At 70.1% G+C, this 23,875-nt stretch carries 21 protein-coding genes and 1 pseudogene; 17 read left to right on the top strand and 5 right to left on the bottom strand.

Annotated features, from left to right (window positions below; translation table 11 throughout):
- Positions 1–250: 250 nt before the first annotated feature.
- The 4 genes from glnA (at position 251) to ON41_RS16220 (ending at position 4,491) form a co-directional block, all read left to right on the top strand.
- Positions 251–1,660, top strand: coding sequence for a type I glutamate--ammonia ligase (glnA, locus tag ON41_RS16235; protein ID WP_040748516.1), 1,410 nt, complete (start codon positions 251–253; stop codon positions 1,658–1,660).
- A gap of 257 nt (positions 1,661–1,917) precedes the next feature.
- On the top strand, positions 1,918–3,639 hold the full coding sequence (locus ON41_RS16230) for a DEAD/DEAH box helicase (protein ID WP_169336488.1): 1,722 nt from the start codon (positions 1,918–1,920) through the stop codon (positions 3,637–3,639).
- A gap of 29 nt (positions 3,640–3,668) precedes the next feature.
- Complete coding sequence (locus ON41_RS16225; RefSeq protein WP_083905388.1) at positions 3,669–4,037, top strand: arsenate reductase family protein; 369 nt, start codon at positions 3,669–3,671, stop codon at positions 4,035–4,037.
- Positions 4,038–4,131: 94 nt separating this feature from the next.
- Positions 4,132–4,491 carry a nuclear transport factor 2 family protein gene (locus ON41_RS16220; RefSeq protein WP_040748430.1) on the top strand — a complete coding sequence of 120 codons (360 nt, stop codon included), beginning with the start codon at positions 4,132–4,134 and terminating at the stop codon, positions 4,489–4,491.
- A gap of 78 nt (positions 4,492–4,569) precedes the next feature.
- Here ON41_RS16220 and ON41_RS40290 read toward each other — a convergent pair whose 3' ends face one another.
- Both ON41_RS40290 and ON41_RS16210 read right to left on the bottom strand, forming a co-directional pair.
- The gene (locus ON41_RS40290; protein ID WP_083905400.1) at positions 4,570–5,541 is read right to left on the bottom strand and encodes a DUF4873 domain-containing protein; all 972 of its coding nucleotides are present in this window, start codon (positions 5,539–5,541) and stop codon (positions 4,570–4,572) included.
- Complete coding sequence (locus ON41_RS16210) at positions 5,538–6,437, bottom strand: AurF N-oxygenase family protein (RefSeq protein ID WP_040748429.1); 900 nt, start codon at positions 6,435–6,437, stop codon at positions 5,538–5,540. Before ON41_RS16210 ends, ON41_RS40290 begins: the two co-directional genes overlap by 4 nt.
- Positions 6,438–6,535: 98 nt before the next feature.
- On the opposite strand from ON41_RS16210, the gene ON41_RS16205 reads away from it, so the two are divergent.
- The gene (locus tag ON41_RS16205; RefSeq protein ID WP_040748428.1) at positions 6,536–7,270 is read left to right on the top strand and encodes a TetR/AcrR family transcriptional regulator; all 735 of its coding nucleotides are present in this window, start codon (positions 6,536–6,538) and stop codon (positions 7,268–7,270) included.
- A gap of 46 nt (positions 7,271–7,316) precedes the next feature.
- Positions 7,317–8,027, top strand: coding sequence for a DUF6882 domain-containing protein (locus ON41_RS16200; RefSeq protein ID WP_040748427.1), 711 nt, complete (start codon positions 7,317–7,319; stop codon positions 8,025–8,027).
- A gap of 121 nt (positions 8,028–8,148) precedes the next feature.
- Here ON41_RS16200 and ON41_RS16195 read toward each other — a convergent pair whose 3' ends face one another.
- The 3 genes from ON41_RS16195 to ON41_RS16185 all read right to left on the bottom strand — a co-directional run bounded on the left by ON41_RS16195 (position 8,149) and on the right by ON41_RS16185 (position 11,249).
- On the bottom strand, positions 8,149–8,898 hold the full coding sequence (locus ON41_RS16195) for a TIGR03943 family putative permease subunit (protein WP_040748426.1): 750 nt from the start codon (positions 8,896–8,898) through the stop codon (positions 8,149–8,151).
- Entirely contained in the window at positions 8,895–9,908 is a 1,014-nt protein-coding gene (locus ON41_RS16190; RefSeq protein WP_246829540.1) for a permease, read from the bottom strand. The genes ON41_RS16195 and ON41_RS16190 overlap by 4 nt, the downstream gene beginning before the upstream one ends.
- 123 nt (positions 9,909–10,031) lie before the next feature.
- Complete coding sequence (locus ON41_RS16185) at positions 10,032–11,249, bottom strand: DUF418 domain-containing protein (RefSeq protein ID WP_051161615.1); 1,218 nt, start codon at positions 11,247–11,249, stop codon at positions 10,032–10,034.
- A gap of 139 nt (positions 11,250–11,388) precedes the next feature.
- Between ON41_RS16185 and dop the strand changes: the two genes are divergently transcribed.
- The 11 genes and pseudogenes from dop (at position 11,389) to ON41_RS16130 (ending at position 23,867) form a co-directional block, all read left to right on the top strand.
- Positions 11,389–12,888: a depupylase/deamidase Dop gene (dop, locus tag ON41_RS16180; protein ID WP_040748425.1), complete on the top strand. Its 1,500-nt coding sequence runs from the start codon at positions 11,389–11,391 to the stop codon at positions 12,886–12,888.
- Positions 12,889–13,173: 285 nt separating this feature from the next.
- A complete protein-coding gene (locus ON41_RS16175) occupies positions 13,174–13,368 on the top strand; it encodes a ubiquitin-like protein Pup (protein WP_040748424.1) in 195 nt (64 codons plus the stop codon).
- Positions 13,369–13,394: 26 nt separating this feature from the next.
- Positions 13,395–14,225, top strand: a complete 831-nt coding sequence (gene prcB, locus ON41_RS16170) for a proteasome subunit beta (RefSeq protein WP_051161613.1) — start codon at positions 13,395–13,397, stop codon at positions 14,223–14,225.
- Positions 14,222–15,022 (top strand): proteasome subunit alpha, encoded by an 801-nt coding sequence (gene prcA, locus ON41_RS16165; RefSeq protein WP_040748422.1) that lies wholly within the window; start codon positions 14,222–14,224, stop codon positions 15,020–15,022. Before prcB ends, prcA begins: the two co-directional genes overlap by 4 nt.
- A 192-nt stretch (positions 15,023–15,214) precedes the next feature.
- Positions 15,215–16,573, top strand: coding sequence for a Pup--protein ligase (gene pafA, locus ON41_RS16160; protein WP_184782294.1), 1,359 nt, complete (start codon positions 15,215–15,217; stop codon positions 16,571–16,573).
- Between the two features lie 144 nt (positions 16,574–16,717).
- The gene (locus ON41_RS16155; protein WP_040748420.1) at positions 16,718–17,716 is read left to right on the top strand and encodes a helix-turn-helix transcriptional regulator; all 999 of its coding nucleotides are present in this window, start codon (positions 16,718–16,720) and stop codon (positions 17,714–17,716) included.
- A 38-nt stretch (positions 17,717–17,754) separates the two neighbouring features.
- Positions 17,755–18,725, top strand: a pseudogene (locus ON41_RS16150) (helix-turn-helix transcriptional regulator).
- Complete coding sequence (locus tag ON41_RS16145; RefSeq protein ID WP_040748419.1) at positions 18,722–19,768, top strand: 2-dehydropantoate 2-reductase; 1,047 nt, start codon at positions 18,722–18,724, stop codon at positions 19,766–19,768. The pseudogene ON41_RS16150 and the gene ON41_RS16145 overlap by 4 nt, the downstream one beginning before the upstream one ends.
- A gap of 72 nt (positions 19,769–19,840) precedes the next feature.
- Positions 19,841–20,095 (top strand): Sec-independent protein translocase subunit TatA, encoded by a 255-nt coding sequence (tatA, locus tag ON41_RS16140; RefSeq protein WP_040748418.1) that lies wholly within the window; start codon positions 19,841–19,843, stop codon positions 20,093–20,095.
- A gap of 89 nt (positions 20,096–20,184) precedes the next feature.
- Positions 20,185–21,171, top strand: coding sequence for a twin-arginine translocase subunit TatC (tatC, locus tag ON41_RS16135; RefSeq protein ID WP_040748417.1), 987 nt, complete (start codon positions 20,185–20,187; stop codon positions 21,169–21,171).
- Between the two features lie 2 nt (positions 21,172–21,173).
- Positions 21,174–23,867 (top strand): DEAD/DEAH box helicase, encoded by a 2,694-nt coding sequence (locus ON41_RS16130; protein ID WP_085995689.1) that lies wholly within the window; start codon positions 21,174–21,176, stop codon positions 23,865–23,867.
- The last annotated feature ends 8 nt before the right edge of the window (positions 23,868–23,875 follow it).

Raw genomic sequence — 23,875 nt, 5'->3', positions numbered from 1 at the left:
CCGGATCTGTCGGTTCGACGCAAAGGGTCGGTTATCTTATCGGGTCCGATTCGGCCGCCTCCCCGACGCCCGTCGACGCCGAGCGCGTCCCGACCGGTCGGCGCGCTGCCCGGGAGCTGTCGTGATCTTGAATGATACTGGCGCACAGCGTGATTCGCGCTCCGCGAGCGATCGGAAGTCGTATGGTTGACGGCGACGACGAGCGAGTCCCGAGGAGTCACCGGTGATCACCCCCACCACCGCCGGCATCATGGATTACATCGACGCCCACGACGTCGAATACGTCGATGTGCGTTTCTGTGATGTGCCGGGCGTACAGCAGCATTTCTCCATCCCCGCCACCATGTTCGGGCCCGATCTGGTCGACGGCGGTATCGCGTTCGACGGGTCGTCGGTGCGCGGATTCCAGCAGATCCACGAATCCGACATGCTACTGCTGCCGGATCCGCGGACCTGCCGACCGGATTCCTTCCGGGCCGCCACCACGCTGAATATCAACTGTTTCGTGCACGATCCGCACACTCGCGAGGCCTACAGCCGCGACCCGCGCAATGTGGCCCGCAAGGCCGAGGAATACCTGCGCAGCACCGGCATCGCCGACACCGCCTATTTCGGCCCGGAGGCGGAGTTCTACATCTTCGACGCGGTGCGCTACGACACCACCATGAACGGCGCCTTCTACGAGGTCGATTCGGCGTCGGCGGACTGGAACACCGGCGAGAAATACAATCCCGACGGCAGTATCAACCGCGGCTACAAGATCCGTGCCAAGGGCGGGTACTTCCCGGTCGCCCCCTACGACCACGACGTCGACCTGCGCGACGCCATGTGCACGAACCTGCAGCGTGCGGGGCTGGAGCTGGAGAAGGGGCACCACGAGGTCGGCACCGCCGGGCAGGCCGAGATCAACTACCGGTTCAGTACGCTGCTGGCCGCCGCCGACGACCTCCAGCTCTACAAGTACATCGTGAAGAATACGGCGTGGGAGCACGGCAAGTCCGTCACGTTCATGCCCAAACCGCTGTTCGGCGACAACGGGTCCGGAATGCATGTGCACCAATCGCTGTGGAAGGACGGCTCGCCGCTGTTCTACGACGAGGCCGGATACGCCGGGCTGTCGGATCTGGCGCGGCACTATATCGGCGGGCTGCTGCACCACGCGCCGTCCCTGCTGGCGTTCACCAATCCGACGGTCAATTCCTACAAGCGGCTCGTCCCCGGGTTCGAGGCGCCGGTGAATCTGGTCTACAGCCAGCGCAACCGCTCGGCCGCCGTGCGCATTCCGGTCACGGGCGCGAGCGCCGCCGCCAAGCGCCTGGAATTCCGGTGTCCCGATTCGTCCGGCAATCCGTACCTGTCCTTCGCGGCGATGATGATGGCCGGGCTGGACGGCATCATGAACAAGATGGAACCGGCGGTCCCGATCGACAAGGACCTCTACGAGCTGACCCCCGAGGAATCCGCCGAGGTGATCCAGACGCCGCCCAGCCTGGCCGCCGTGATCGACCGGCTGGAGGCCGACAACGACTACCTCACCCAGGGTGGCGTGTTCACCGACGACCTCATCGAGACCTGGATCCGGCTGAAGCGTGAGGCCGAGATCGCCGAGATCAACGTTCGCCCACATCCTTTCGAGTTCGAGCTGTACTACGACGTGTGACCGTCGCTCGCGCCCGGAGGGTGACGGCTACTACACCGAGTCGTGTTCCGGCACCACTCGAGCTACGCTGGTGTCCGGGTGCGACGCGCACCCAGCGTCGTAGATTGCTACGCACCAGCGTCCAGCTGGGCGGCACCGGCTCTTCTTGCGGCGATCGAAATTGCCCATCGGCAATCTCGCCACCGTGTGCCCTCGGCTCGGATCCGATATCCGACGTGCGACTTGGGCACCCATGCCCGAAAGACATTGACATCTCTGTGAATACGACCACGACCTTCGCCGCCCTCGGCGTCCGTGAACCGCTGGTGCGGGCTCTCGATCGGGCCGGTATCACCGCGCCGTTCCCGATCCAGGCCGACACCCTGCCCGATACGCTCGCCGGGCGCGACGTGCTCGGCCGCGGCCGGACCGGCAGCGGCAAGACGCTGGCCTTCTCGATTCCCACCGTGGCGCGGCTGTCCGGCGAACTCGCGGGCCGCCGCCGCCCCAACCGGCCGCTCGGCCTGATCCTGGCCCCGACCAGGGAACTGGCCACGCAGATCGCCACCGCGCTGGAACCGCTGACCGCGGCGTACTCGATGAAGGTCACCACGATCTTCGGCGGCGTCACCCAGCATCGCCAGGTGCGGGCGCTGCGGGAGGGCGTCGATATCGTCGTCGCCTGCCCGGGACGGCTCGAGGATCTCATGGGGCAGGGGCTGGTGAGCCTCGACGCCGTGGAGATCACCGTGATCGACGAGGCCGACCACATGGCCGACCTCGGCTTCCTCCCCGGCGTCACCCGTATCCTCGCGGCGACGCCCGCGGACGGCCAGCGCCTGCTGTTCTCGGCGACCCTCGACAACGGGGTCGACAAACTGGTCCGCCGCTTTCTGCCGGACGCTGTGCTGCACTCGGTCGACGAGGCCACCTCGCCGGTCGCCGCCATGACCCACCACGTCTTCGAGGTCGGCAGCCCGTCGGTCAAGAACGACCTCGTGCACAAGCTCGCCGCCGGCACGGGCCGGCGCATCCTGTTCATGCGCACCAAGCATCAGGCCCGGCGGCTCGCGAAGACCCTGACCACCGCCGGCATTCCGGCCGTCGACCTGCACGGGAACCTCGCCCAGCCCGCCCGGGACCGCAATCTGGCGGCCTTCGCGTCCGGCGCGGCGCGGGTCCTGGTCGCCACCGACGTCGCCGCGCGCGGAGTGCACGTGGACGATGTGGAACTCGTCGTCCACGTGGACCCGCCGGCCGAGCACAAGGCGTACCTGCACCGCTCGGGCCGCACCGCGCGGGCGGGCAGCACCGGTGACGTGGTCACCCTCGTCCTGCCCGACCAGCGCAAGGATATGGCCGCCCTGATGCGCCGGGCCGCGATCTCGGTGCGGCCGCAACGGGTCACCGCGGATTCGGCGGCCGTCAGCGACCTGGTGGGCGAGATCGCCCCGCTGGTTACCGCCGCCCCGCCGGCCCCGCAGCAGCCGTCCGGCAGGCAGCGGGCCGGGGACAACGCCTCCGGCCGCGGACGCGCCTCGGGCACGCCGCGGAACGGCCGCGGCCGTGCGGCCGCCGGAAACGGTCGCGGACACGCCGTAGCCGACAGCGGTCGTGGGCGTGCGCCCGGCGAGAACGGTCGCGGCGGTTCGGCGGTCAAGAGTGGTCGCGGTGCGGCCTCGCAGGGTGGTTCCGGTCGCTCGGACCACGCGGGTGATTTCGCCGGATCGGGGGCGAAGGGTGGCCGTGGTCGCCGCGCCGCCGATGCTCCGGTGCGGGGTCGTGGCGGCAACGCGCCCGCCGGGCGCGGTCGCGGTGAGAAGGCCGGTGGCGGCAGCCCCGCGGGCGGCAGGCGCAACGCGTCCGCCGGAGCGGGTACCCAGGACGGCGGCGGTCACCGGGGCGGGAATCGCGGCACGGGCCGTGGCGCGGCCCCCGCGGGCAGCACCGGCGGCGTGGCGGGGTTCTCGCGGGCGGGCGGTGGCCGTCGGCGCGGCTAGCCCGATAGGCCGGTCGGTATCGTTCGCTCATGACTTCCGATCAGATGGAGATCTGGCACAACCCGCGGTGCTCCAAGAGCCGGGCGGCGAAGGCGGCGCTGGACGAGGCCGGCGTCGCCTACACCGAGCGGCGCTACCTGGAGGATCCGCCGGGCGTGGAGGAGATCCGCGCGGTGCTGGCCAAACTCGGCCTGGAGCCGTGGGATATCACCCGCACGGCGGAGGACGAGGCGAAGGAACTCGGCATCTCCGGCTGGGCGCGCACGCCCGCCGACCGCGAGCACTGGATCGAGGCGCTGGCTCTGCATCCGAAGCTGATCCAGCGCCCGATCATCGCCACCGGCGACGGGCAGGCGGTCGTCGCGCGCGACGAGCAGTCGCTGAAGTCGGTCCTGTAATCGCGATCACGGCTGCGCCCCAGTGGGATTCGCGGGCCGGATCATTACCTGACGCGTAATCGACTCCGGTCCGCGCGTCGCAGATGCTGGTGTCATGAGCGAATACGACACCATTGCACAGCGGTACATCGACTCCTGGAACGAGCAGGATCCGGGGAAGCGCCAGGCCCTCCTCGCCGAGGTCTACACGCCCGGCGCCACCTACACCGACCCCTTGGCCTCCGTCGTGGGGCCGGCGGCGATCGACCAGGTGATCGCCGGGGCGCAGGAGCAGTTCGCGGGCCTGCGCTTCACCCTCGGCGACCGGGTCGACGGTCACCACGACATCGCGCGGTTCACCTGGAATCTCGGCGCGCCCGGCGCCGAGCCCCTGGTCGTCGGCTTCGACGTGATCGCCCTCGAGGACGGCCGCATCGCGACCGTGCACGGCTTCCTGGACAAGGTCCCCGGCTGACCGGAGGGAGGTGGAAGCCCGGCGCGCACGGGGATCCCTCAGCGGTTCGCCGCTCTTCGTGCGCGCCGACATGCGCGGTCAGTATGTCTCGGCGGCCGCCGTCGGGAACGGGGGAGTGCCGAGGCCCACGATCCGGAGGTTGCCCCACGGGTCGCGTTCCTGCAAGGTCCCGGCGGCGGGTGTGCCGCCCGGGAGCGTGAGGTGGACCTGCCCGCGGCGCGGATCGGGGAGATCGTCGCCGTTCGCCGCGCTGACCCGGCCGTACCAGTGGTAGCGGCCGTCGATCGGGTCCGGGTGGCCGGTCAGCGCGACCGTCACCGGCATCTCGGCGCCGGGGGCGTCCAAGAGTGCGGGGCCCGAATACTCGTGCGCCGGTTCACGTTCCGCGGGCACCGTCAGATCGAAGTGGTGTGGGCCGGGCCGGCGCAGGGCGCGCCGGGAGGGCGCCGCGCCCGCCCGCACGCGCCGGGTGAACTCGTGCTGGGTGGCGGCGCGGACCTCGATCCTCGTGCTCGCGGTGCTCCGCATCCGCTCCACGCACTGCCGGATGTAGCGAGCTTGCGCCGAGACCACCGAGATGCCTTGTCCGCCACCGGTGATCAGAAACAGGTTCGGGAATCCGTGCAAGGCCACCCCAAGGAAAGCCTCTCCCCGGACGTCCTGGATCGTCCGCCGGCCCACACCGGCGATGCGCGGGACGTCGCGTAGCGCACCCGACGTCAGAACCACCACGCGCGGGCGCAGCCGCCCGTCGGTGGTGCGGACCTCCCATCGGTCGGCCTCGTCGTCGAAGTCCAGGTCGGTCACTTCCGACCTCGGCCGGACGTGGGAGGTCGATTCGTGTCGATCAGTGGTGCGGCGCAAGGGATCTCGGAATCCGGGCCGGCGGCCGAACGGCCATGGCCGAGACTTGCGCGCGGCCGCGTCGCGGGCCTCCACGCCCTTCTCCAGCACGACGAAGTCCTCGATTCCCGCACTCCGCAGCTCGTTCGCGGCGGCAATGCCCCCGGTCCCCGCGCCCACGACGACGATCGCGGGATCGCCGCTCATGCCCACAGCCCTCGCCGCCGCCAGATCCACTTGCCGACGGGCCCGATGAGCCCCTGCTTGTCCAGGAACGCACCCAGATTCGCCGCCCCCGTGCCCAGCGTGCGCTGCGCGTGCGGATTGTTCCGCGCGATCCGCCGGGCCGCCCGCCCGTCCAGCCCCGCGCGGTCGTACATGTGCCGGTTGGTCATCAGATGGACGAACAGCGGCGCCGCCACCGCGACACACAGCCGCGTGTAGGCCAGCTCGGCCCGCGACATGGCCGGAACCTGCCGCGCCAGCGCGTCCCGGGCGAATCCGATGTGCCGCGCCTCCTCGGTGACGTGGATGCGCATCGCCCGCGACACCAGCGGCTGCAACTGCGGATCGTCGAGCGTGCGCCGTTGCAGCGCGTCGAAGATCTCCTCGCCGACCAGTGCGCCCACCCATGTCATCGATCCGCGCAGGAACAGCTGCAGCGACGAGATCACCAGGCGCCCAGCGGGTGTCGGCCAGTACGGGCGGGCCTCGATCCGATCGATGAGCTTGCCGAACATCATCATGTGCCGGCATTCGTCGCCCATCTCGGTGAGCGTGTAGTGCGAGTGGCGGGTGGTGGGATCGTCGTTCATCAGCTCGCGCAGCAGCAGCCGGTTGAGGAGGTTCTCGAACCAGATGCCGGTCGACAGCACATTCGCGAGCTCCTGCCGTGACAGCTCGCGGCGCTGCTCCGGCGTCATCGACTCCCACAGCTCGGTGCCGTAGAGCGAGACCACCTCCGGCGGCAGGAACAGTTTCTCCGGATCCAGCGGCGCGTCCCAGTCCAGGTCCACCACCGGGTCGTAGGACTTCCGCACCGACCCGGTCAGCAGGCGCTGCGCGAAGGATTCGCGCGGGAGCAGAGTGGCGTCGTTGCCCATGACAGCTCTCCCAATGCTTGATTACCGATACAGGCTGTAACAGTCAGATTAGTGAGACATGCTGTAACGGTCAATAGCGGGGCGGGTATCGTAAGCGTGTGGCCGAAACCAGCGGAACGTCCGGATCGCGGCATCAGCCGTCGGTCGACGGCCGCAGTACGCGGTGGAACGGCCACAAGCGGCAGCGCCGGGCCGAGGTGCTGGACGCCGCCGTCGAGGTGATCGAGGAGAACGGCGTCGAGGTCTCGGTGCAGCAGATCGCCGACCGGCTGCGGCTGCCCCGCCCGGTGGTGTACCGGCATTTCGACGGCCGCGCCGATCTCGACGAGCAGATCCGCCGCCGCATCCTGGAATCGCTGCTGGCGGAACTGATGCCGACGCTGCGGGCCGACGGCACACTCAAGGACGCGGTGCGCGGCGCGGTGGGAACCTACGTCGGCTGGGTGGACCGGCATCCGCATCTGCACCGGTTCCTGGCCGGCGGTGCGCCGCAGGGCGATTCGTCGCAGGCCCTCGCCGGGGCCCGCGACCGCATCGGCGGGCAGCTGGCCGACCTGTTCGCGGCCTCGCTGTCGCGCTTCGGGATCGATCCGAACCGGGCCCGGCCGATGGCGTTCGGCATCATCGGCTTCGTCGACGGCGTGGTCAACGGCTGGCGCGCGGATCCGGCCACCACGCTGACCTCGGAGCAGATCGAGGGCATCGCCTCGGCGTCGGTCCTGGCCCTGTTCGAGGGCAACGCGCGCAGTCTCGGCGTCCCGCTGGAACGCGACACCATGGTGTCCGATCTGCTGGCGCGGTCGGAAACGGGTCGGGTGCAGCAGGTTTCCTAGTCGCCAGGTGTGGTGCTGGGCGGTCGGTTTCGTTAGTCTCGCTCCGGTGCCCGGACCCGCGACCCTGATCGATCTGCTCGACGACGCCGCCCTGTTGTCACTGGAACACCAGATGCGTCTGACCAGCCTGCTCGGGGAGCACTCGTGGCGCTGCGACCTGGCCGGGGGCCGGCTCGAATTCGTCGGCGCCGACGCCACATTCGTGTGCACCGAATTCCATCTGCTGGGCACCGTGGCGCCGGCGGCGGGGTCGTGGCTGTGGTCCTGGGCGAATCCGCGCGGCTTCCCGGCGCCGGTCATCGAGGTCGCGGAGGCCGTGCGCTACTTCGGGGTTCAGCACGAGATCACCGCGCTGGCCACCGCGGAACTCCCTTTCGCGACACTGACCGGCATCCCGCCGGAGCCGCCGCACGTGGTGGGGTTCCTGACGGAGGTCGCGAAGATCATCACGGGCCGCTGGACCGGCTACGACGCGGTGCTCGGCGAGGACGGCGCCCGCGCGGCATTCCTGGTGGAACATCCCGAATTCCGGCTGCCCGACCCGGATCCGGACGGCGTCGTCGCGGTACTCGAGCGGGCCGTCAGCCACCTCGGCCTGTCCGATCAGCGCCGCGCCGTGCGGAGCTACCTCCAACGCCGCGGCTTCGCGGTGACCCCCACGCCGGACCGGGTGAGCTTCTCCGGCCCGGACATCCACGGCACGGTCGACTTCGACGAGGACGGCCGGATCTCGGACGTGGCGGCCGCCGCCTCCTGACTCTCGCCGGCACGGTATTCGTTTCCCGCCCGAACGCGGTATCCGTTTCCCTGCCCGAACGCGATATTCGTTTCCCGGCACGCTTTTGGCCGGGATCTCGTTCCGTCGGACGAACGCCGAGCTACCCGTAGACCCTGGCGGGAGTACGTATCGGGTGCAATTCCGTCACGTGCAGGGTGGGGGTCATCTGTGTCTCCGGGCGGGAGCTGTTCGGTTCGACGGTGCCGCGCACGGAGACCCAGGTGTCGTCCGGCGGGGGATCGAAGGGGCCCGACAGGTGGATGCGCAGGAGCTGGGCGTCGGCGACACAGCAGGTGATGACGAGGCGGGCGAGATCGACGCCGCTGCGGGTGCCGTCGGTGCGGGGCGCGCCGTCGTTATCGGTGCGCACCACGAAGCCGAGGACTGTGATCTCCCGGTGATCCAGCGCGCCGCTCGAATCGTAGGAGGCGCGGTCGATCACGTCGTACATGCGGATGGTCGGCGCCGCGCCGGCGGGGAGCGGCGGGAAGGGGAATTTGCCGTCGTCGGTGGCGGCGGGCGCGCCCACGCTCGCCTGTGCGGTGCTGCCGTTCTGCACCGCCCCCGCGCCCAGCGCGGGCGGCACCACGATCAGCAGCGCGGCGATCGGGGCGAGCAGCAGCCACTGCGAGCGCCCGCTGTGGTGATGCCCGGAATCGGCGGCGGCCCAGCCGGTCCGGATGTCCCGGGCGATCGCGAGGAGCGCCAGCAGCGTGAGGGCCGCACCGCTGACGATCAGGTACGGCTGCAGGCCGGGCTTGACGTAGCGCAGATAGGTGCCGTCCAGCGCGATCCGCAGGACGGCCCCGCCGATCAGCAGCAGGACGAAGTTCTGTGTCACCCGGTTCATCGGACCCCCACGAAGATCACCCCGGCCAGCGCGCCGCAGCAGGTGGCCACCGCGAAGGTGGCGGGCGCGAACCGCAGCGCGAACCGGCGGCCGAACGTCCCGGCCTGCATGGCGAACAGTTTCACGTCCACCGCCGGGCCGACCACGAGGAAGACCAGCCGCGGCAGCAGCGGCAGGCTCGACATGCTCGCCGCGACGAACGCGTCCGCCTCCGAGCACAGGGCGAGGACGACCGCCAGCAGCGCCAGCACCACGATCGACACCAGCATCTGCCCGGCGAGGCCGCGATACCAGCCGGCCGGGACCAGCACGTGCAGCGCGGCCGCGGCGGCGGCGCCGACCACGAGAAACGCCGCGGCCTGCAGGAAGTCGTGCCGGGCGGCCTCGGTGAACACCTGCCACCGCGAGCGCCCCGGCGCCCAGTGCTCGTGCCCGTGGGGCCGCGCGGTGAACCATTCCGGCCGCCCGAACCGCGACCACAGGGCGCCCATCAGCAGGGCGGTGGCCAGGGATCCGGCGAACCGCGCCGCCACCATGCCGGGCTCCCCGGGAAACGCCACCGCGGTCGCGATCAGCACGACCGGATTTACCGCGGGGGCCGACAGCAGGAAGGCGAAGGCCGCCGCGCCGGGCGCGCCCTGATCCATGAGCCGGCGCGACACCGGCACCGCACCGCATTCACAGCCGGGCAGCGCGATGCCCGCCAGACCGGCCACCCCGATGGCGGCGGATTCGTTGCGCGGCAGCAGTTTTCGCAGCAGATCGGGCGAGACGAATGCCGCGATGCCCCCGCTGATCACCACGCCGAGGACCAGAAACGGCACGGCCTGCATGAAGACGCCGGTGAAAACCGTTGCGGCCGTTTGCAGTCGCGCGTCCGACTCGAACCAGTGCGCGAGCGGCCCGGCGAACACCAGTCCCAGCGCCAGCAGTCCGGCGAGGACGTAGGTCGACGACAGGCGAGGGCCACGCGGGGTTGAACGAGTCGACTCCACGATCGGTGTGGACACCGCGTATACCCCCGTTGCTACGTTCCGACGCTTCGCTCGCTGGACCTGTACAGCCCGGCGACCTGTGACCCGCGCCGGGAACGAACATGGAAATCATTGCACATTGCGGCGGCGATGCGGGGATCACGCGGGTGACGCCGTCCGCTCCCGGGTGATCGCGCGATAGCTGGTGTGCCACAACCACTCCACCGGTCCCCGGTCGAAGATCCGCAGCCAGAGGTGGGCGAAGATCAGCATGGTCACGCACACCACGAGGTAGACGGCCGCGGTGAACGGCACCCGGGCGTCCGGCTCGACCTGCGCGGCCAGTCCGAGCCCCCAGCCGTAACAGAGCGCGGACGCGACCAGGTTCTGGAGGATGTAGCAGCTCAGCGCCATCCGGCCGATCTCGGCGAAGCGGCGGCCGACGAACCCGGCCCGGGTCCGCCCCACGTAGAACTCGGCGACCAGCGCGAGGATGCCGAGCGCGACCAGCGGCGCGGTGCCGTACCGGGTGATCAGGACGAGATTCCCGTTCGCGAGGCCGAGCGCGAGATCCAGGGGCGCGCCCACCGCGAAACCGAGCGCCATCAGCCGCCGGCGCAGGCGGCGTCCCGCCGGTTCGAACAGCCCGGCCCGGAACAGCCGGACGCCCAGCAGGAACAGCGCGATCGACATCGGGAAGACGAATATCGGCTCCAGCCGGAAGATTCCGGCGTGTGTCGCGCGGAAGACCACCAGATCCCAGAACGACCCGTCGGCGTAGGGATTGGGGTCGAGGGTCGGCGAACCGGTCGACGCGCTCGAATCGCCCTGTGCCGCCGCGAGAGTCATCCCCACGGCGATCAGTGTCAGCATCGCCGTGTGTACCCCGGCGGCGATCAGCAGCCAGCGCCGTTGCGCCCGCTCGCTCGTCGCGAGGATGTACGCGACGACGGCCCCGGTGACGGCATAGCCCATCAGCACGTCGAATTCGGCGACGAACAGGAAGTTCAGCAGACCGTCGAGGAACAGCAGCCCGGCCCGCCACGGGTACGTGCCCGGCCAGGGACGCCCGCCGCGCACGGCCGACCGCTGCTGGATGGCGAGCCCGATGCCGAACATGAGGGTGAGCAGCCCCAGGAATTTACCCTGGGCCAGCTGTTGCAGGACGCGCTCGGTCCACTGCCAGGCGTCGGCCGGGGCGCCGAAGTCCTCGAGGTAGCCGATCAGGCCCTGCGGATCGGTGAGGATCCAGATATTGGTGCCCAGGGTGCCGAGAATCGCGATACCGCGCAGCACATCCAGGGCGGGTAGCCGGGCGGGACGGCGATCGGACGGTGGCGAGGCGACCGCGGGAGCCGGTGCGAGCGATTTGGACATGCGAATAATTCTCATACGATCGTATAGGTATGGTCGTCCGTCATCAGGAGGACATTCGGGTCCTTCCTGCGGGCGATTCGCCGGGCCACGCCCGACCCGGGATGGCCCCGCGCGGCGCGTCGTCGCATAGGCTCGAGTAATGCAGCGCATCATCGGAATCGAGGTCGAGTACGGCATCTCCACGCCTACCGAGCCGTCGGCCAACCCGATTCTCACGTCCACCCAGGCGGTGCTGGCGTACGCGGCGGCGGAGGGCGTGCCCCGCGCCAAGCGCACCCGCTGGGACTACGAGGTGGAGTCGCCGCTGCGCGACGCCCGCGGCTTCGATCTGGGACGGCTCAACGGGCCCGCCCCCGTGATCGACGCGGACGAGGTCGGCGCGGCGAACATGATCCTCACCAACGGCGCCCGCCTCTACGTCGACCACGCCCACCCGGAGTACTCCGCACCGGAGGTCACCGACCCGCTCGACGCGGTGATCTGGGACAAGGCCGGCGAGCGCGTGATGGAGGCCGCCGCGCGCTACGCCTCGAGCGTGCCCGGCGCCCCGCGCATGCAGCTGTACAAGAACAACGTCGACGGCAAGGGCGCCTCCTACGGCACCCACGAGAACTACCTGATGAACCGGGACACGCCGTTCAATCAGATCATCGTCGGCCTGACCCCGTTCTTCGTCTCGCGCCAGGTGGTGTGCGGATCGGGGCGGGTCGGGCTGGGGCAGTCCGGTGACCAGACCGGCTTCCAGCTCTCGCAGCGCTCGGACTACATCGAGGTCGAGGTCGGCCTGGAGACCACGCTCAAGCGCGGCATCATCAACACCCGCGACGAGCCGCACGCCGACGCCGACAAGTACCGCCGCCTGCACGTCATCATCGGCGACGCGAATCTCGCCGAATGGTCCACCTACCTCAAGGTCGGCACCACCGCGCTGGTGCTGGACCTGATCGAGGCGGGGGAGGACCTGTCGGATCTGCAGCTGGCGCGCCCGGTCACCGCCGTGCACTCCATCAGCCACGACCCGACGCTGCGCGCGGCGGTGGCGCTGGCCGACGGCCGCGAGCTGACCGGCCTTGCGCTGCAACGGATCTACCTCGACCGGGTGGAGAAGTTCCACGGCCGCGAGGGCACGGACGACGCGCGCGTCACCGACGTCCTGGAGAAGTGGGCGCACGTGCTGGACCTGCTCGAACGCGATCCGCTGGAGACCTCCCACCTGCTGGACTGGACGGCGAAGCTGCGGCTGCTCGAGGGGATGCGCAGCCGGGAGGGCCTGGGCTGGGCCGCGCCGAAACTGCACCTGATGGATCTCCAGTACTCCGACGTGCGGCTGGACAAGGGCCTCTACAACCGCCTCGTCGCCCGCGGATCCATGGAGCGGCTGGTCACCGAGCAGCAGGTCATGGACGCGATGACCGCGCCGCCGACCGATACCCGCGCCTACTTCCGCGGCGAGTGCCTGCGCCGCTTCGGCGCCGATATCGCGGCCGCGAGCTGGGATTCGGTGATCTTCGACCTCGGCGGCGACTCGCTGGTCCGCATCCCGACCCTGGAGCCGCGCCGCGGGACCAAGTCCCACGTGGGCAAGCTCCTCGACGGCGTGGACACGGCCGCTGAGCTGGTGGAGCAGCTGACGACATAGCGTCCGCCCCATCCCCTCGTTTCCCGGCATGCTTTTGGCCGGGACCTCGCGAGGTCCCGGCCAAAAGCATCCCGGGAAATTGGGTGGGGGAGTGCGGGAAATTAGGTGGGGGAGCGCGGGAAATTGGGTGGGGGAGCGCGGGAAATAGGGTGGTGCGCGAGGTCGCGGCCGGGGCACATTGCGAGGTAATCCGGCAAGTTGTCCCTGACGCTGGGTAGTGTTGACGTACGAGCATCGGATCTTCTCCGATGCTCGCCGATATCAGTACAGAGGAGGTCGGCTGCTATGGCACAAGAGCAGACCAAGCGCGCCGGTGGCGGCGACGAGGATGATGACGCGGCTGGTCCCGAGGCCGCGGGGCAGGAGCGTCGCGAGAAGCTGGCGGAGGACACCGACGACCTGCTCGACGAGATCGACGATGTGCTCGAGGAGAACGCGGAGGACTTCGTGCGCGCATACGTTCAGAAAGGCGGCCAGTGACATCAGGTGACCCCACGCGGCTCCACATGGGGTACGCCCTGTCGTCCTTCTCCGAATATCTGCGGGATCACGCGCCGGAACTGTTGCCGGGCAACGGTTTCGGCCGTATCTCCGGCGGCGCCCCGCACGGGACGCCGTCGCAGGACATCGCCCCGCACGGCACCACGATCGTCGCGGTGAGCTACCGCGGCGGCGTGCTGATCGCGGGCGACCGGCGTGCCACCCAGGGCAACCTGCTGGCCAGCCGCGATATGGAGAAGGTGTACATCACCGATACGTTCTCCGCGGCCGGCATCGCCGGCACCGCGGGCGTGGCGGTGGAGATGATCCGGCTGTTCGCCGTGGAATTGGAGCACTACGAGAAGATCGAGGGCGTCCCGCTGACCTTCGACGGTAAGGCCAACAAGCTGTCGAAGATGGTGCGCGACAACCTCCCCGCCGCCCTGCAGGGCCTCGCGGTCGTGCCGCTGCTGGTCGGGTACGACCTGGAGGCCACCGATCCCGAGCGGGCCGGTCGCATCGTGTCCTACGACGTGGTGGGCGGCCGCAGCGAGGAGCGCTTCGGCTACACCGCCGTCGGCTCGGGTTCGGTCTTCGCCAAGTCGTCGCTCAAGAAGACCTACCACCGCGACATCGATGAGGACCGCGCGCTGCGCATCGCGGTGGAGTCCCTGCTGGACGCCTCCGACGACGACACCGCCACCGGCGGCCCGGACCTGATGCGCGGCATCTTCCCGACGGCCGTCACGATCGGCGCCGAAGGGTCCGAAGAGGTTTCGGACGACCGGCTGGCGGAGATCGGCCGGGCGATCGTCGATGCTCGTGCGGCGGCGGAAGAAGGGAGCGCGACAGCATGACACTGCCGTACTACGCGTCGGCCGAACAGATCATGCGCGACAAGACCGAACTTGCGCGCAAGGGCATCGCACGGGGCCGCAGTGTCGTGGTGATGGTGTACGACAAGGGTGTGCTGTTCGTCGCCGAGAACCCCTCGGCGACGCTGCACAAGGTGAGTGAGCTCTACGACCGCGCGGGGTTCGCCGCGGTCGGCAAGTACAACGAGTTCGAGAGCCTGCGCCGCGGCGGCATCTTGCAGGCCGACCTCCGCGGCTACCAGTACGACCGGCGCGATGTGACGGGCCGGGCGCTGGCGAATATGTACGCCTCGGCGCTGGGCAGCATCTTCACCGATCAGCTCAAGCCCTACGAGGTGGAGATCTGCATCGGCGAGGTGGGCTACCCGGAGCAGGCCGCCAACAGCGTCCTGTACCGGATCAACTTCGACGGCTCGATAGTGGACGAGCGCGACTACGTGGTGATGGGCGGCAATACCGAGCCGATCGTCGCCGCGCTCAAGGAGACCTACGAGCCCGGCCTGGAACTCGGCGCGGCGGTCAAGCTCGCGCTGGAGGTGCTGCAGAAGGGCACCCCCGAGGGTGACAAGGACAAGCGGGTCCTCGGCGTCGGCACGCTCGAGGTGGCGACCCTGGAGCAGGCGCGGCCGCGGCGGTCGTTCCGCCGCATCGCCGGCCCGCAGCTACAGACCCTGCTCGCCGACGACAAGGGCGCCGCGGGCACCAAGGCCGCGGCGAAGAAGGACGGGGAGGACTCGAAGCCCGAAACGCCTTCTGCGGGCGATCCTTCCGGCCCCTGACCGCGTTCCGGCGGGCTTCCGATCGACGAATGGGCCCCTTGCACTCGATGCCACCGAGTGCAAGGGGCCTTGCCGTTTGCCGAGTTCGCAGGCTGTGCGGGTTGCGTCGACCGTGAAATCGTTGTGAACCCGTATGCATCGGCTTGTTCGCACAGCCCATTTCGGACAGGGCATGGCTGTAATGTCGATGGTGTGCAGCGACGAATCATGGGGATCGAGACCGAGTTCGGGGTGACGTGCACGTTCCACGGCCACCGCCGGTTGAGCCCTGACGAGGTGGCCCGGTACCTGTTCCGCCGGGTGGTTTCCTGGGGGCGGAGCTCGAACGTATTTCTCCGCAACGGTGCCCGGCTCTACCTCGATGTCGGCTCCCACCCGGAGTACGCCACGGCCGAGTGCGACAGCCTGGTGCAGCTGGTGACCCACGACCGCGCGGGGGAGCGCGTGCTCGAGGAGCTGCTGATCGACGCCGAGCAGCGCCTGGCGGAGGAGGGCATCGGCGGCGACATCTACCTGTTCAAGAACAACACCGACTCGGCCGGCAACTCCTACGGCTGCCACGAGAACTTCCTGGTCGTGCGCGCCGGCGAATTCTCCCGCATCTCCGACGTGCTGCTGCCGTTCCTGGTGACCAGGCAGCTGATCTGCGGCGCGGGCAAGGTACTGCAGACCCCGAAGGCGGCCACGTTCTGCCTGTCGCAGCGCGCCGAGCACATCTGGGAGGGCGTCTCCTCGGCGACCACCCGCTCGCGCCCGATAATCAACACTCGCGACGAGCCGCACGCCGACGCCGAGAAGTACCGGCGCCTGCACGTCATCGTCGGCGATTCGAATATGGCCGAGACCACCACCATGCTGAAGGTCGGCACGGCCGCCCTGGTGCTGGAGATGATCGAGGCCGGCGTCTCGTTCCGCGACTTCGCCCTGGACAACCCGATCCGCGCGATCCGCGAGGTGAGCCACGACCTGACCGGCCGCCGTCCGGTCCGGCTGGCGGGCGGCCGGCAGGCCAGCGCCCTGGACATCCAGCGCGAGTACTACGCCCGCGCGGTCGAGCACCTGCGCAACCGCGACCGCGATCCGCAGGTGGACGCCGTGGTCGACCTGTGGGGCCGCACACTCGACGCGGTCGAGGCGCAGGACTTCGCCAAGGTCGACACCGAGATCGACTGGGTGATCAAGCGCAAGCTGTTCCAGCGCTACCAGGACCGTTACGGCATGGACCTGTCCGATCCCAAGATCGCCCAGCTGGACCTGGCCTATCACGACATCAAGCGCGGCCGCGGCGTCTTCGACCTGCTGCAGCGCAAGGGCCTGGCCAAGCGGATCACCGAGGACGAGCTGGTCGACGCCGCGGTCACCACGCCCCCGCAGACCACCCGCGCCAAACTGCGCGGCGATTTCATCACCGCCGCCCAGGAGGCCGGCCGCGACTTCACCGTCGACTGGGTCCACCTCAAGCTCAACGACCAGGCCCAGCGCACGGTCCTCTGCAAGGATCCGTTCCGCTCCGTCGACGAGCGAGTGGACCGGCTGATCGCCTCCATGTGAGTGGTCTGCCCAGCGCACGGCCCTCTGCAAGCGGTGTTCGATGCCGCTCGGTCGACGAGCGAGTGGATCGGCTGATCGCGTCGATGTAGGCGAAACTCGGCACCCCTGCGGACGGATGCGGGGTTCCGCATTACTCTTTACCGCGTGGCGATATCCAAGGTCGAGCGGCTGATGAATCTGGTCATCGCGCTGTTGTCGACCCGGCAGTTCCTGACCGCGGAGCGGATCCGCGACAGTGTGGCCGGATACGAGGACTCCGCCAGTGACGAGGCGTTCAGCCGCATGTTCGAGCGCGACAAGAACGAGTTGCGCGATCTCGGCATCCCGCTGGAGGTCGGACCGGTCGGCCGCTATTCCTCGCAGGAGGGCTACCGGATCAATCGCGACGCCTACGAACTCCCCGATATCGACCTGACCAGCGAGGAGGCCGCCGCGGTGGCGGTGGCCGTGCAGCTGTGGGAGTCACCCGAACTCGCGACCGCCGCGGAGGGCGCGCTGCTCAAGCTGCGCGCGGCGGGCATTCACGTCGAATCCGATGCCGCGCTGTCCACGGTCCCCGCGATCCCCGCCCGCACCCGCGGATCGGAGGCAGCCCTGGGCCGGCTGCTCGCGGCGGTCGACGCGGGCCGGGCCGTCCGGTTCGAGCACCGCATGTCGCACAACGCCCCGTATCTGATGCGGAATGTGGAGCCGTGGGGCGTGGTGACCCACCACGGGCGCTGGTACCTGGTCGGGCACGATCGCGACCGCGACGCGACTCGCACCTTCCGCCTGTCCCGCATCGGCGACGACGTCACCGCCTACGGCCCCGAGAACGCCGTGCACAAACCGGACGGCATCGATCTGCGCGCGATCGTCGCGCGGGTGACGGGCGCCGCGGCGGTGACCGGCACGGCGACGGTATGGGTGGCCGAGGGCCGCGGCCAGGACGTGCGCCGGCTCGGCGCGGCGGTGGAGGAACGCGAGGTCGGCGGCCGTCCGGGCGAGATCATCGAGGTGCCGGTGCGGTCGCGGGACTGGCTGGCGCGCCTGATCGCCGGGCTGGGCCCGGACGCGCTGGTGCTGGCCCCGGCCGAGCTGCGGGAGGACGTGATCGCCCGGCTGCGGTCGGTGCTGGAGCGGACGGAAGTGGGGGCTTCGTGAGTGGTCGGCTCTCGACGCGGCTGTCGAGATTGCTCAACATGGTGCCGTACTTCCTCGCCAATCCCGGCATCAGCGCGGCGGAGGCGGCGTCCGAACTCGGCGTCACCACCAAACAGCTGATGAACGACCTGAACCAGCTGTGGATGTGCGGCCTGCCCGGCTACGGCCCGGGCGATCTGATCGACCTGTCGTTCTCCGAGGAGAGCATCGAGGTCACCTTCTCCGCGGGCATCGATCGCCCGCTGCGGCTGACCTCCACCGAGGCGACCGCGGTCCTGGTGGCGCTGCGCTCGATCGCGGATCTGCCCGGCATGGTCGACCCGACCGCCGCGCGCGCCGCCATGGCCAAGATCGAATCTGCCATCGCGGGTGATCCCGGCCGCGCGGCCGGGCCCGAACCGGCGGCCCCGTGGAGGCCCCGGCGGTGACGACGGTGCGCTCCGCCCTGGCCCGCAACCGCGCGCTGCGGCTGGTGTACTACTCGGCCAGCCGCGACGTGGTGTCGGAGCGGGTGGTCGACCCGATCCGAATCGTGCTGGTGGACAACAACTCCTACCTGCAGGCGTGGTGCCGGCAGGCCGAGGGGGTGCGCCTGTTCCGGTTCGACCGCATCGAGGAGGCCACCCAGCTCGACGAACCGGCCCGCCCGCCCAGCCACGCCACCGACGAGTCCGCTGCGCTGGACCTGTTCTCCGACGATCCCGCCATCCCGCTGGCGCGCCTGCTGGTGCACTCCGACTACGGCTGGGTGCTGGACCAGTACCCGATGCACCGGGTCGCGGTGCATCCCGACGGTAGCGTGGAGGCGACCATGCGCTTCGCGACCCTGGACTGGATGGCGCGGCTGCTGCTGGGCTTCGGCTCGGGCGTGACGGTGCTGGGCCCCGCCGATCTGGTGACGGCCGTGCGGGACCGGTCGAGCGCCGCGCTGTCCGCCTATGCCGCGCTCGCCGAGGCCGGCGGCGCGGGTTACGAACAGACCGTGATCGAGGAGGTCGGTCCCGCTTGACGTTTCGCGTGACGGTGCTGGGCGCCGGCAGCATCGGGATCTTCGTCGGCGGGAAACTGGCCGCCGCCGGCGCGGATGTCACCTTCGTCGGCCGCCCGCGCCTGCTCGAGGAGATCCGCGCGTCCGGGCTGCGCCTGACCGACCTCGACGGCGGTGACGACCGGGTCGCGCCGTCGGCGTTCCGCACTGCCACCGCGCCCGACGACGTCGACGCCGCCGATCTGGTGCTGGTGACGGTGAAGTCCGCGCAGACCGCCGAGGCGGCGGCGCAACTCGCCGACCGGATCCGCCCCGGCACGCTGGTGCTGAGCCTGCAGAACGGGATCGGCAACGACAGCGTGATCCGCGAGGTGCTGCCGTCGTGCGCGGTCCTGGCCGGAATGGTGATGTTCAATGTCGTGCACCACGACGGCGGCCGCTTCCACCGCGGCACCGAGGGCGGGCTGGCCGTCTCCGACGATCCGGCGCTCGAGCGGTTCGCGCCGCTGTTCCGCCGCGGCGGCCTCGAACTGGGCCGCCACGCCGACCTGCGGCCGGTGCAGTGGGCCAAACTGCTGCTGAACCTGAACAACGCGGTCAACGCCCTGTCCGGCCGCCCGCTGCGCGAGGAACTGGCCGACCGCGACTACCGCCGCTGCCTCGCGCTGGCCCAGACCGAGGCCCTGGCGGTCATGCGGCGCGCCCGCATCCGCCCCGCCCGGCTGACCGTGCTGCCGCCCGCGCTGATGGCCCGGTTGCTGACCGTGCCGGACGCCCTGTTCACCCGGGCCGCGGGCAGCGTGCTGGCGGTCGATCCGATGGCCCGCTCCTCGATGGCCGACGACCTGGCCCGCGGCCGCCGGACCGAGATCCGGTGGCTGTGCGGCGAGATCGTGAACCTCGGGGCGATGGTGTCGGCGCCCACGCCGGTGAACGCCCGGCTGGCCGAACTCGTCGAGGCCGCCGAGGAGGGCGACCCCCGGACCTGGTCGGGCCCCGAGCTGCTGGCACAGTTGCAGGCGGCGCGGGAGCACACCGCCCGGCATCCGGCGAACGACGGCTGACGCGCGAGTTCGCGTCGGCGGGGTCCGGTAGCATCGGACATACCGACATACCACAGTCTTTGGAGGTTTTCGATGGGTTCACTCAGCCCGACGCACTGGCTGATCATCGCATTGCTGGTGCTGGTCCTGTTCGGCGCCAAGCGGCTGCCGGATGCGGCCCGGGGCGTGGGGCGTTCGCTGCGCATCTTCAAGAGCGAGATGAGCGAGATGCAATCCGACAGCTCGCAGAAGACGGAGCAGCCCGCCAAGGCGCCCACGCAGGAGCTGCCCCCGGCCCAGCCGTCGGCTCCGGCCCCCCAGTCGAATCCGGAGACGCACAAGGCGTAACCGATTCGCGAATCCCGGGATGAGACGATCATCCCGGGTCGCGTTGTGTCCGGATCCGGTGACAGGCGACCAGCGAGGCAGCCACATCCATGCGCATACCGTTCGACCCCAGGCAGAGTCGGCGCAGGACGAATCCCGACGGCACCATGTCGTTGGTCGAGCACCTGCACGAGCTGCGCTCGCGGCTGCTGAAGTCGCTGGCGGCCGTCGCCGTCACCACGGTGCTGGGATTCCTGTGGTACCAGTACGGGTTCCTGGGCGTCGAGAGCCTGGGTGACATCCTGCGTGGCCCGTACTGTGAGCTGCCCGCCTCGCATCGCGCGGCGCTGAGCCCCGACGGGGCCTGCCGCCTGCTGGCGACCGCGCCGTTCGAGCAGTTCATGCTGCGGTTCCAGGTCGGCTTGACCGCCGGCGTGGTCATGGCCTGCCCGGTGTGGCTGTATCAGCTGTGGGCGTTCATCACGCCCGGCCTGTACGCGAAGGAGCGCAAGTACGCGCTGGCCTTCGTGGGCGCGGGCGCGACGCTGTTCGTGGCGGGCGCGGTGCTGGCCTACTGGGTGGTGGCCCACGCGCTGAGCTTCCTCATGGGCATCGGCAGCAATGTGCAGATCACCGCGCTGAGCGGTTCGCAGTACTTCAGCTTCATCATCAAGCTGCTGATCATCTTCGGCGTCAGTTTCGAGACGCCGCTGCTGATCATCGGCCTCAATATGATCGGCGTGCTCAGCTACGAGAAGCTGAAGAAGTGGCGGCGCGGCCTGATCTTCGGCCTGTTCGTCTTCGCCGCGATCGTCACCCCGCAGGACCCCTTCTCGATGCTGGCGCTGGCCTGCGCGCTGACGCTGCTGTTCGAGATCGCGGTGCAGGTCGCGCGGGTGAACGACCGGCGGCGCGCCCGGCGCGAGGACTGGAGCAAGCTCTCCGACGACCAGGCGTCCCCGCTGGACGACCGGCCGGACGACGTCGAGGCCGCGACTCCCGTGGACCGGCCCGATCCGGTGGCGTCGGCCGATCCGGTCGGGACACCGCCGGAGAAATCACCGCGCCCGGTGTCGGACTACTCCGATACCCTCTGACGGTGACACTTCGGTCGCTGACTGGCGAACTCGCGGCATTCGCCGCGGAGCTCGAGTTCTCCCTCGATCCCTTCCAGCAGGAGTCCTGTGCCGCGCTCCAGGGCGGGCACAGCGTGCTCGTCTGCGCGCCGACCGGTGCGGGTAAGACCGTGGTCGGCGAGTTCGCGGTGCATCTCGCGCGCGCCGCGGGCGGCAAATGCTTCTACACCACGCCGATCAAGGCGCTGTCCAACCAGAAGTACGCCGACCTCGTCGAGCGCTACGGCCGCGATGCGGTGGGGTTGCTCACCGGCGACCAGTCGCTGAATCCGACCGCCCCGGTCGTGGTCATGACGACCGAGGTGCTGCGCAATATGCTGTACGCGAGTTCGGATGCGCTGCAAGGTCTTTCGTACGTCGTCATGGACGAGGTGCACTACCTGGCCGACCGGTTCCGCGGCGCGGTGTGGGAGGAGGTCATCCTGCACCTCCCGCCGGACGTGCGGCTGGTCAGCCTGTCGGCGACGGTGAGCAACGCCGAGGAGTTCGGCGCCTGGATGGAGACCGTGCGCGGCGATACGGCCGTCGTCGTCGACGAGACCCGGCCGGTGCCGCTGTGGCAGCACGTCCTGGTCGGGCGGCGGATGTTCGACCTGTTCGACCAGGAGTCCAGCGATCAGAAGGTCCTCGTGGACGAGGATCTGGTGCGCTACATCAAGCACCGCGAGCAGGCCGACCGGATGGAGAGCTGGGGCGGCCCGCGCGGCCGCGGCGGGGGCAGGCGGTTCTACCGGCCGCTGCCGCGCCCGGAGATGCTCGCGGTCCTCGATCACGAGGGCCTGCTCCCGGCGATCACCTTCATCTTCAGCCGGGCGGGCTGCGACGGCGCGCTGGCCCAATGCGTGCGGTCGCGGCTGGACCTGAGCCGCGAGGACGACCACGAGGTGATCGACGAGATCGTCGAGAAGCACACCGGCGATCTGCCGCGCGCCGATCTCGAGGTGCTCGGCTACTGGGAGTGGCGCGAGGCGCTGCACCGCGGCCTGGCGGCCCACCACGCCGGCATGCTGCCCGCCTTCCGCCACACCGTGGAGGAGTTGTTCGTGCGCGGCCTGGTGCGGGCCGTCTTCGCCACGGAGACACTGGCTCTGGGCATCAACATGCCCGCCCGCACGGTGGTGCTGGAGCGGCTGGTCAAATTCAACGGCGAGACGCACGCCGAACTCACCCCGGGCGAGTACACGCAGCTCACCGGCCGGGCGGGGCGGCGCGGTATCGATATCGAGGGTCACGCGGTGGTGGTGTGGCATCCGGACGTCGACACCAGCGCGGTGGCGGGCCTGGCCTCCACCCGCACCTACCCGCTGCGCAGCTCGTTCCGGCCCGGCTACAACATGTCGATCAACCTGATCGACCGGATGGGCTCGGCCGAGTCCCGGTCGCTGCTGGAGCGGTCGTTCGCGCAGTTCCAGGCCGACCGGTCGGTGGTGGGGCTGGTGCGGGGCATCGAACGCAACGAGGGCCAGTTGCGCAAGCTGCGCTCGCAGATCGGCGACGAGAGCTTTCTCGAATACCTGACGCTGCGCGAGCGGGTGAAGCAGCGGGAGAAGGATCTGGAGCGTCAGGGCCGGGCCGACCGCCGGGGCGCGGCGGTCGCGTCGCTGACCTCGCTGCGCCGCGGCGATGTGGTCGCCATCCCTTCCGGGCGTCGCCAGGGCCTGGCGGTGATCCTGGAACCCGATGCGTCGCCGGGGGATCCGCGTCCGCTGGTGCTCACGGAGGACAAGTGGGCCGGTCGCGTCTCGGCGGCCGACTTCCCGACCCCGGCGCAGCCGCTGGGCCGCATGCGGCTGCCGCGCCACATCGACCATCGCACCGCGCGCACCCGCCGCGACCTGGCCTCGGCGCTGCGCAGCACCGGGATCAGCGCACCGGGCCGGCAGCGGCGCGGCGCGCGGGCCAAGGCCGCCGACGACCACGACCTGCAGACCCTGCGGCGGGCGCTGCGCTCGCATCCGGCGCACACCCGCCCGGACCGAGAACAGCTGGCGCGCATCGGTGAACGCTACAACCGGCTACAGCGCGAGACCGAGTCGATGCGGCAGAAGGTGGCCGCCACGACCAATTCGCTGGCGCGCACGTTCGACCGCATCGTCGGGCTGCTCGAGGAGCGCGGCTACGTCGACGAGGGCGAGGTGACGGCCGACGGGCGGCGTCTCGCGCGCATCTACACCGAGGCGGATCTCGTTGTCGCCGAATGCCTTCGGGAGGGACTGTGGCGCGGGCTCGGCCCCGCGGAGCTGGCGGCGGTGGTATCGATCCTGGTGTACGAATCCCGGCAGGAGACCGGCGGTTTCCTCGGCCCGGCCGGGCCCACCGCGCCGATCCGCCGGGCGGTCGGGGCGACCATCGGGGTCTGGAGCACCCTGCGCACCGACGAGGCACGGCACAAGTTGCTGCCCACCCGCGAGCCGGATCTCGGCTTCGTCGGCGGCGTGTACAAGTGGGCGCGCGGTGAGAGCCTCGCGGATTCGCTGCTCGCCAGCGGAGAGGGCGGAACTCCCCTGTCGGCAGGCGATTTCGTGCGCTGGTGCCGCCAGGTGATCGACCTGCTGGACCAGATCCACCAGACCGCCGACGACACCGAGGTGGCCGGGACGGCGGCCAAGGCCGTCCGGGCGATCCGCCGGGGCGTGGTGGCGGTGGACGCGGCCTGATTGCGGGC

Source organism: Nocardia transvalensis NBRC 15921, from assembly GCF_000308875.1.
GTDB lineage: Bacteria > Actinomycetota > Actinomycetes > Mycobacteriales > Mycobacteriaceae > Nocardia > Nocardia transvalensis.
This window is presented reverse-complemented; position numbering and strand designations above follow the sequence as displayed.

Coding starts and splice junctions, on each gene's coding strand:
- ON41_RS16210 (WP_040748429.1), bottom strand. CDS start 6,437: ATGGGCAACGACGCCACTCTGCTCCCGCGCGAATCCTTCGCGCAGCGC.
- ON41_RS16225 (WP_083905388.1), top strand. CDS start 3,669: ATGACTTCCGATCAGATGGAGATCTGGCACAACCCGCGGTGCTCCAAG.
- prcB (WP_051161613.1), top strand. CDS start 13,395: ATGGGGTACGCCCTGTCGTCCTTCTCCGAATATCTGCGGGATCACGCG.
- ON41_RS40290 (WP_083905400.1), bottom strand. CDS start 5,541: ATGAGCGGCGATCCCGCGATCGTCGTCGTGGGCGCGGGGACCGGGGGC.
- dop (WP_040748425.1), top strand. CDS start 11,389: ATGCAGCGCATCATCGGAATCGAGGTCGAGTACGGCATCTCCACGCCT.
- ON41_RS16185 (WP_051161615.1), bottom strand. CDS start 11,249: ATGTCCAAATCGCTCGCACCGGCTCCCGCGGTCGCCTCGCCACCGTCC.
- ON41_RS16195 (WP_040748426.1), bottom strand. CDS start 8,898: ATGAACCGGGTGACACAGAACTTCGTCCTGCTGCTGATCGGCGGGGCC.
- ON41_RS16220 (WP_040748430.1), top strand. CDS start 4,132: ATGAGCGAATACGACACCATTGCACAGCGGTACATCGACTCCTGGAAC.
- glnA (WP_040748516.1), top strand. CDS start 251: ATGGATTACATCGACGCCCACGACGTCGAATACGTCGATGTGCGTTTC.
- ON41_RS16175 (WP_040748424.1), top strand. CDS start 13,174: ATGGCACAAGAGCAGACCAAGCGCGCCGGTGGCGGCGACGAGGATGAT.
- tatA (WP_040748418.1), top strand. CDS start 19,841: ATGGGTTCACTCAGCCCGACGCACTGGCTGATCATCGCATTGCTGGTG.
- prcA (WP_040748422.1), top strand. CDS start 14,222: ATGACACTGCCGTACTACGCGTCGGCCGAACAGATCATGCGCGACAAG.
- tatC (WP_040748417.1), top strand. CDS start 20,185: ATGCGCATACCGTTCGACCCCAGGCAGAGTCGGCGCAGGACGAATCCC.